Origin of the sequence: Streptomyces sp. NPDC006283, assembly GCF_040613325.1 — a bacterium.
In the GTDB taxonomy this organism is placed as follows: Bacteria; Actinomycetota; Actinomycetes; order Streptomycetales; family Streptomycetaceae; genus Streptomyces.
This window is the reverse complement of sequence record NZ_JBEXRZ010000277.1, coordinates 1-8,205: the sequence shown is the minus strand read 5'-3', so window position 1 is coordinate 8,205 and position 8,205 is coordinate 1. Positions and strand designations below refer to the sequence as shown.

Sequence of the window (8,205 nt, the reverse complement as noted above, 5' to 3'; positions counted from 1 at the left end):
GGTCACCGGTGACAACAGCCGGGTAAGATCCGGTGGCCCGGCGCCCGCGCGCGGGTGGAAGCGACCCGTCACCCCACCCGGCCCGCCACCTCCTCGACCGCCCGCACGACCGCGTCGGGGGCTTCCAGCGGCAGCATGTGGCCCGCGCCCTCGAGTTGCTCGAAGCGGGCGCCGGGCAGCGCGTCGGCGACCGCCTGGCCCAGTGCCGGGGCGATGACCTTGTCGGCGCCGCCGGCCAGCACCACCGCCGGGGCAGGGACCCGGGCCAGGTCCGCGCGCAGGTCCATGCCGCGCGTGGAGGCGAACGCATCGGAGCGCAGCCGCGGCGAAGTGGCCGCGAACATCTGCCGGTTGACCTCCCTGGCGCGGGCGTCGGCCCGCTTGCCGAGCATGTTCTGCCCGAGCAGCAGGCGGCCCAGCGCCGGCCGGCGCACCGCCCACGAGAAGACGGGGCTGCCCATCATCTTCACTTCGCTGTCGGGCGTGTCCTGGTCGTGGGCGGCGGTGCCCAGGAGCACCAGGCCGCCCACCCGCGCCCCGGGCGAGGCCGCGTACGCCATCGCCGCGAACCCGCCGCCCGAATGCCCGGCCACGACGGCGCCGGACGCCTCCACGTGCTCGACGACCGCGCCGAGGTCCGCGCCCAGCCGGGGGACCGAGAACGGCTCCCGGCCGAGCGTGGAGGCGCCGTGGCCGCGCAGGTCGTACAGCACGACCCGGTGGCCCTGGCGGATCAGCCGGTCCGCGACCGTGCCCCACACCCGGCGGGCCGCGGCCCAGCCGTGCACGAGGACGACCGTGCGACCGGAGGCTGCCCCGAGCGGAGCGAGGACGGTCACGGCCAGCCGGGCGCCGTCGTCCGTGACCAGCGTGCTCTCCGTGGCGGCCGGCGCCACCGTCGTCATCGCACCCGCTCCTTACCCAGCATGTCGCCCAGGGCCACGAACGCGGCGCTGGTGGCCTTGGAGTGCTCGGCGCCGATGTCGGCGACCTTCGCGAGTACCTTCAGCCAGCCGTGCGGACGGCCGCGGAAGTGCATGCCGATCTTCGTGCGCCGGCCGCCGTCCAGCGGCTCGAGCAGAAAGTCGCTCGGGCCGCGGAAGACACCGTCGACGTATTCGACCGACAGCCGCCGGCCCGTCTCGACGGCCGTGGTCCGGGAGGTGAACCGCAGCTTCGGACCACCCTTGTCGACGCCCTTGGTGTGGACCGTCACCCGCACCTCGCCGCCCACCTCGTCCGGCGAACCGGACCCGGCGGCGAAGGTGTTGGCCGGCACCCACCAGCGGGCGCCGCCGCGGAACTCGGCGATCAGCGCCTCCCACACGACGTCCGGCGGGGCGTCGAGGACCGCCTCGTCGATCAGGTCGTAACTCGTCATGCCACATCTCCTGTCGGGGTACGGGTCAGGTGCGGGCCCCGCCAAAGGCCCCGGAGCCGGGGCCCGCGGCCGGACGCGTCAGCCGAAGAAGCCCTGACCGGGGGTGAGGACGTTCGCCGGGTCGTAGCGCCGCTTGGCCTTGTAGAACTCGTCCCAGCGGGAGCCGAAGTGGGTCTTCCACTGGGCCGGGGTCATCCCGGGGATCGCCCCGACCAGATACCGCTTGGCGCCCAGTGCCACGGCCTTGTCGTACAGGCGCCGGTTCTGTTCGAGCATCTGCTGGATGTTCGGGTCGCCCGGGTTGGGGAACCGCAGCAGGTCGAAGAGGTAGCCGACGGACTCGTTCGGCTGCACGGCCAGCGGCCGGGTGATCTTGCGGGTGTAGTACGGGTAGAACAGCAGGAACCCGCCGCCGAGGTCGCCCGCGGTCAGCTCCTTCTCCACCAGCTCCATGAACGCCTTGGTCTTCGACGCCGGCAGGAACAGGCTCAGCCACGGCTTGGGCTGGTACCAGTGACCGGTCTCCTTGAGGTAGACCTCGTAGCCGTCGAGCCGGAACATGTAGTCCCGGTAGGCGACGTCCTCGATCACGGCCTCGGCCCGGATGTCGCGCAGCCCGGCCAGCAGCTTCGCCCGGTCGGGGACGGCCGTGCCGGAGTAGTTGGCCGCGACCTCCATCTTGTAGCGCCAGCCCGAGTCGTCGCTCTTGCGCAGCATCTCGCCGGCCTGGACGTGGAAGCGGTTCTCCGCCATGACCTTCTCGCCGTCGGCGAGGTAGGTGGCGAGGTCGTTGTAGAAGAGGCTGAAGACCACCGACCGCTGGGGCGCGGCCGTCAGCTTCACCTTGGCGCGCAGGATGATCGCGGTCTGACCGCCGCCGGAGAGCACCGAGTTGAACAGTTCGGGGCGGGCGGAGGCAGAGACGGTGACGATCTCACCGGTGCCGGTGACGACGTCCAGCGAGTGGACGGTGTCCGCCAGCAGGCCGAACTTCTGCACCGTGCCGCCGATGCCGCCGATGGAGATGGTGCCGCCGATCGACAGGTGCAGGTAGTCGGGCAGCGCCGGCGGCGTCTTGCCCACCTTCAGCGCGGCGTCCGTCAGCTGCCCCCAGGTGACACCTGCCTGGACCACCGCGTTGGTCGAGTTGATGCTGATGATCTTCGACATGGCGCGGGCGTCGATGGAGATGCCGCCCTGCGGCACGGCCGCCTGGCCGTAGACGGAGTGCGACTCCATGTCGTCGCCGGTGCCGCCCTGCCCGTTGACGGCGATCTTCAGCTTGTTCGCCCGGGCGTAGTTGACCATCTTGACGATGTCCTGGTCGGAGCCGGGACGCAGCACCGCCCACGGAGCCGACGGCTTCAGCCGCCCGAAGTCCTGGCGGAAGGCCTCCAGGTCGGTCGCCGACGTCGTCAGCGTGCCGTCCAGGGCGGGGACCTGCTTCACCGTGACCGAGCCCGCGGCGACCTCCGCGGCCGTCGCCCACGACTGGTTGGCGACACTCCATCCCGCGACCGTGGCCGCGATGCCGCCCAGTACCTTGCGCCGCGAGAGCGTGTTGCTGTTCATCGGCGTCTGCCTCCCGTTGGGTTACGCGTGATCCAGTGCCGGTCTGCCGGCATTGACGGTGGTGGCGAGCTGGTACTCGCCCAGGTCGAAACGGCGCGTCGTGCGGCGGAACCGCCACGTGTAGGTGGGCCAGATCGACGGGTTGCGGCCGTGCTCGTCCAGATACCAGCTCTTGCAGTTGCCCGCGTTCCACACGGTGCCCTCGAGCCGGCCCTGGAGACCCTCGTTGTAGGCCTGCTGGGCCTCGGCGCGGACCTCGACGCTGGCCAGATTCCGCTTGTCCATCTGCCCCAGGGCATCCAGGACGTAGCCGATCTGCGCCTCGATCATCACCACCTGCGAGGAGTGCCCCAGCGTGGTGTTGGGGCCCAGCAGCAGGAACAGGTTGGGGAAACCGGCGACGGTGGTGCCGCGGTGCGCGGCCATGCCGCCCTCGCGCCACACGTCGCGCAGCAGCCTGCCGCCGCGGCCCGCGATGCGGCCGGCGACCGGCCGGTCGGTGGCCTTGAAGCCGGTGCCGAGGATGATCGTGTCGACCTCGCGCTCGGTGCCGTCCGACGACACGATCGACTTGGCCCGCACATGGTCGATGCCGTCGGTGACCAGGTCGACGTTGGGCTGCTGGATCGCCGGGTACCAGGTGTTGGAGAACAGCAGCCGCTTGCACGCCATCACGTAGTCGGGCGTCAGCTTCGCCCGCAGCTGCTCGTCGGCGACGGACTTGGCCAGGTGGTCGCTGGCCATCTTCTGCATCTTCCCGGCGACCTTCGGCCGCTTCATCACGAACGCCAGGACCTCACGGCCCCACATGTTGAAGTTGCGGCGGAACCTCTGGTAGCCGGGCACGTTGTGCAGCAGCTTCGACTGCAGCGCACTGGTCGGCTTGTCGTTCTTCGGACCGATCCACGCCGGCGTGCGCTGGTACAGGTCCAGACGCCCCACCTCGGGCTGGATCTTCGGCACGAACTGGATCGCGGAGGCGCCCGTGCCGATGACGGCGACGTTGCGGCCCGCCAGGTCGTGCCCGTGGTCCCAGCGCGAGGAGTGGAACACCGTGCCCTCGAAGTCGGCCAGGCCCGCGATGTCGGGGACGGCCGGCTCGGACAGGTAGCCGGTGCCGGACACCAGCACCTGGGCGGTGTAGTCGCCCTGCGAGGTGGTCACATGCCAGCGCCGGGCCGTCTCGTCCCAGCGGGCCGAGAGCATCTCGTGACCGAACCGGATGTAGGGGCGCACCCCGAACCGGTCGGCGACGTCCCGCAGGTACTCGTACAGCTCGGCCTGCTTGCCGAACGTGGACTTCCAGCCCGGGTTCTGCGCGAACGAGAACGAGTACAGGTGCGACATCACATCGCACGCCGCCCCCGGATAGGAGTTGTCGCGCCAGGTGCCGCCGACCTCGTGGGCCCGCTCGAAGACCAGGAAGTCGTCGATGCCCTTCTGCAGCAGACGCACCGCCATGCCCAGGCCGGAGAAACCGCTGCCGATGACCGCGACGCGCAGATGCCGGGTGGGGCCGCCGCCCGTCGCCTGCCCGCCGGACGCAGGACTCCCGTCGCTGCGCGCGGGTTCCAGAATGCTCGTCACGTGGGCCTCCTCAGCGGCGCGCGATGGTGACGCGGAAGTTGTTGAAGAACTTGTCCTCGAGCGTGTAGGCGAAGATGTCGAGGTAGCGCTCGAAGCGGGCCACGACCTCCTCGCCCTCCAGGGCGACGGCCTCGTCACGGCGCGCGGCCAGCAGCTCCAGCCAGGCACGGCAGGCGACGGCGAACGACTCGCGCTCGTTGACGATCTCGACGACGTCGAACAGCCCCTCCGCGGCCTGCGTGAGCTCGTGCAGGTGCGGGATGTGGCAGTTCTCGAACTCCGAGCGCTGCAGGAACTTCAGGTCGTCCAGCAGCTGCCGGTTCATCGGCAGCGCCTCCGCCGTCATGGTGTGCAGCACGAACCGGCCGCCCGGCTTGAGGGCCGCGCCCACCTTGTTGAAGAACACCCGGTACTTCTTGGTCCGCTCCCGCGGCGGCAGCGTCGAGGACACGAAGTGCTCGAGCGCGTTGATGCAGAACGCCGCGTCGTACGGGTCGTCGGTCGTGTGGTCCTCCCACGACTCGACCCGGGTGGTGATCCGCGGGTTGTCCAGGCCGGCGATGAACGCCTCCTGGGTGCGGCTGAGCGTCAGGCCGACGGCCTGCTCGACGCCGTGGACGGTGGTGAGCCGGTTGAGCATCGTGCCCCACCCGCACCCCACGTCCAGCACCCGCCGGCTGCCTGCGGCGCCCGCGAGCTCGACGAACCGGTCGAGCTTGCGCTCCTGGGCCTCGTCGAGCGCCTCCGTGAGGCCCTCGCCCTCCTCCCAGTAGCCGCCCGAGTACATCATCGTCGGGCCCAGCAGGAGGCGGTAGAAGTCGTTGCTCACCTCGTAGTGGTGCCTGATCGCGTCGACCTCGGGGACCGACCTGTCAGCGACCGTCGTCATCTCTTCCTCAACTCCTGTCGGGGTGCGGCTGTCGGAGACGAGGAAAGCGAAGTGCTCGCAACAGATGTGCAAGACGCGGGCCGGCCGGCGCTGTTGCGCCCACCTTGCGCGGCTGCCGCTTCGATTCCCCCAGAACAAGCCAAGCCCTGCGAGAGAGGACCGAACTCCATGTCGCTGCCCACCATCGAAGAACTGGCCGGCCAGCTCGAGGCCGTTTCGGGCGCCCAGAAGGTCGACCCGGACCAGCCGCTCCAGCACATCGCGGACGTCGACTCGCTGGACCTGATGGAGTGGTTGTACGGGTTCCAGAACCAGTACCCGCACATCCCGGCCGACGAGTCGCTGTTCGCCGACATCGACGACACGACCACCCTGCGCGTCGTCTACGACCGGATCGTCCAGCTCGTGCCGGCCCAGGCCTGATCAGGGGAGACGCCTGTGAACGGCTTCGACATCACCGGGTGGGGCATGGCCGTACCCGAGCGCGTGGTCTCCAGCAAGGACCTCGCGCAGCGCTTCGGCGTCGACGAGAACTGGATCGTCAGCCGGTGCGGGATCCTTGAGCGGCGGGCCGTCGGGCCCGGCCAGACAACTGCCTCCCTGGCTGTCGAGGCCGGCCGGCGCGCACTGGACAAAGCAGGGCTGACCGGCGGCGACATCGCCCACCTGATCGTCGCCACCGCCACCCCCGAACAGCCGTCGCCGGCGACGTCCGCGTTCGTCCACCACGAACTGGGCATCGCCGGCAGCGCGCACGACGTCAACTCCGAGTGCGCCGGCTTCGTCTACGGCCTCGTCCAGGCCATGGCCCTCATCAAGATCGACCCTCGGCCGATCCTGCTGATCGGCTCCGACACCCACACCCTCACCGCCAACCCCGCCGACCGGGACCTGTCGATCCTCGTCGGCGACGGCGCGGGCGCCGTCGTCCTGGCCCCCGCGGCCGAGGACCGCGTACTGGCCTGGAACCTGGGCGCCGACGGCTCGTGCACCGGCAGCCTCAAGGTCCTGGCCGGCGGCAGCCGGATGCCGACCACCGAGGACACCGTCCGCGAGGGCCTGCACTACGCACAGATCAACGGCAACGAGATCTACCTCAACGCCGTGCGCTACACCGTACGCACGGTGCGGGAGACACTGACGAACGCCAAGGTCGACGCGGCCGACGTCAGCCACGTCATCCCGCACCAGGCGAACATCCGGATCATCAACTCGATCCTCAGCCACACCGGCCTGAGACCCGAGGCCCTGGTCGCCAACCTGCACAAGTACGGGAACACGGCGTCCGCGTCGATCCCCATCGCGCTGACCGAGGCACTCGACGAAGGCCGTGTCGACGACGGCGACCTGGTCCTGCTGGCCGGCTTCGGCGCGGGCATGACCTGGGGATCGATCCTGCTGCGATGGGGCGGAGGAACCACATGAGCACCGGCAAGCAGACGGGCAGCCGTCCCGAACACCCCGTGGCCCTGGTCACCGGCGCCTCGGGAGGCCTCGGCCAGGCGCTGGCCCTCGAACTGGACGCGCTGGGCTGCAAGGTGGCCGTCCACTACAACAGCTCGAAGGACGCGGCCCTGGCCGTGAAGGACAAACTCACCCACGACTCGATCGTGGTGAGCGGCGACGTCGGCTCCTACGAGGCCGTCACCGCCCTCTACGAGGAGATCAAGGAGCACCTCGGCCCCGTCGACGTCCTCGTCAACAACGGCGCCATCCGCAAGGACGCGCTGATGGCGATGCAGAACCCGGCGGACTGGGCCCAGGTGATCCAGACCAACCTGATCGGCTCGTTCCACACCGCCCGCGTCACCGTCCCGCACATGCTGCGCCAGAGGTGGGGCCGTGTGATCAACGTGGTCTCGCCGTCGGGCCTGATCGCCACGGCCGGACAGACGGCGTACTCCGCCTCCAAGGCGGGCCTGATCGGCCTCACCCGCACGCTGGCCGCCGAATGCGGCCGGCGCGGGGTGACCGTCAACGCCCTCTCCCCGGGCTTCATGATCACCGGCATGACGAAGGACCTCCCCGACCGCGTGATCGAAGGGATGGAGGACAAGGCCCCCGTCCCGCGCTTCGTGACGGTGGAGGAGGTGGCCCGCAGCGCGTCCCTGTTCCTCGACCAGGACTGCATGACGGGCCAGGTGATCAGCATCGACAGCGGCGTCTCCATCACCTGACCCGGCCGCCTCCCCCTCCCGGCGGCCCGCCACCCCCACAAGGGGCGGCGGGCCGCTCCCGTATGCCGGTCTTCGGTGTACTCGCGCACCCGGTGCTCACCGTCGCCCGTGGTTCCGGGACGAGGCGGAAGCGGCGACCGTGCTGCCCCCGAGGGCCGGGACCGCCGCGGTTCCACCACCTTCCCTCCGGGAGTCCGTTCGCGGCCCAGGGCGACCTGCAGTCGAAGCCGGCGGGCCAACCGCCGGCTCCCGGCAACGTCAGCCCCGCCGGCGTCCGCGGCGCCGGGGGCCGGTGGGGGCCCACGCCGCCTCGCGTTGCCGGCTCTGGCCGGCGAGAACAACGTCTCGTTCTGACGGGGGAGTCCGAGGCGCGGGGCACCCGCCGGCCCCCCGCCGGGAGGTCGCAGCGCGGGGCGACTTCCAGCCCCGCCGGCGTTTGAGGCGCGGGGGTTCGGGGCGGGGCCCCGAAACAGGGCACCCGGCACGCCCCCACGGGGCCCACGCGCAAACGCCCGGCGGCCCGGCACACATCGTGGCGACCTCGAAGACCTTCAAGCAGCTGGCCCGGATCGCCGGTGCCGCCCGCTCGGCGGAGGGAC

At 70.8% G+C, this 8,205-nt stretch carries 8 protein-coding genes; 3 read left to right on the top strand and 5 right to left on the bottom strand.

What is annotated here, in order from left to right; translation table 11 throughout:
* Nucleotides 1-68 precede the first annotated feature (68 nt).
* The 5 genes from ABZ070_RS33440 to ABZ070_RS33420 all read right to left on the bottom strand — a co-directional run bounded on the left by ABZ070_RS33440 (nt 69) and on the right by ABZ070_RS33420 (nt 5,429).
* Nucleotides 69-905 carry an alpha/beta hydrolase gene (locus ABZ070_RS33440; RefSeq protein WP_356639475.1) on the bottom strand — a complete coding sequence of 279 codons (837 nt, stop codon included), beginning with the start codon at nt 903-905 and terminating at the stop codon, nt 69-71.
* Nucleotides 902-1,381 (bottom strand): SRPBCC family protein, encoded by a 480-nt coding sequence (locus ABZ070_RS33435; protein ID WP_356639473.1) that lies wholly within the window; start codon nt 1,379-1,381, stop codon nt 902-904. The genes ABZ070_RS33440 and ABZ070_RS33435 overlap by 4 nt, the downstream gene beginning before the upstream one ends.
* Nucleotides 1,382-1,459: 78 nt before the next feature.
* Complete coding sequence (locus ABZ070_RS33430) at nt 1,460-2,953, bottom strand: FAD-binding protein (protein WP_356639471.1); 1,494 nt, start codon at nt 2,951-2,953, stop codon at nt 1,460-1,462.
* A gap of 21 nt (nt 2,954-2,974) precedes the next feature.
* On the bottom strand, nt 2,975-4,540 hold the full coding sequence (locus ABZ070_RS33425; RefSeq protein ID WP_356639469.1) for an NAD(P)/FAD-dependent oxidoreductase: 1,566 nt from the start codon (nt 4,538-4,540) through the stop codon (nt 2,975-2,977).
* Between the two features lie 10 nt (nt 4,541-4,550).
* The gene (locus ABZ070_RS33420) at nt 4,551-5,429 is read right to left on the bottom strand and encodes a class I SAM-dependent methyltransferase (protein WP_037775637.1); all 879 of its coding nucleotides are present in this window, start codon (nt 5,427-5,429) and stop codon (nt 4,551-4,553) included.
* 168 nt (nt 5,430-5,597) lie between these two features.
* Here ABZ070_RS33420 and ABZ070_RS33415 point away from each other — a divergent pair, with 168 nt between their 5' ends.
* The 3 genes from ABZ070_RS33415 to ABZ070_RS33405 are packed head-to-tail and all read left to right on the top strand — an operon-like array spanning nt 5,598 to nt 7,606.
* Nucleotides 5,598-5,852, top strand: coding sequence for a hypothetical protein (locus ABZ070_RS33415; RefSeq protein ID WP_356639467.1), 255 nt, complete (start codon nt 5,598-5,600; stop codon nt 5,850-5,852).
* 15 nt (nt 5,853-5,867) lie between these two features.
* Nucleotides 5,868-6,854, top strand: coding sequence for a beta-ketoacyl-ACP synthase 3 (locus ABZ070_RS33410; RefSeq protein ID WP_356639465.1), 987 nt, complete (start codon nt 5,868-5,870; stop codon nt 6,852-6,854).
* Nucleotides 6,851-7,606 (top strand): SDR family NAD(P)-dependent oxidoreductase, encoded by a 756-nt coding sequence (locus ABZ070_RS33405; protein ID WP_356639463.1) that lies wholly within the window; start codon nt 6,851-6,853, stop codon nt 7,604-7,606. Before ABZ070_RS33410 ends, ABZ070_RS33405 begins: the two co-directional genes overlap by 4 nt.
* The last annotated feature ends 599 nt before the right edge of the window (nt 7,607-8,205 follow it).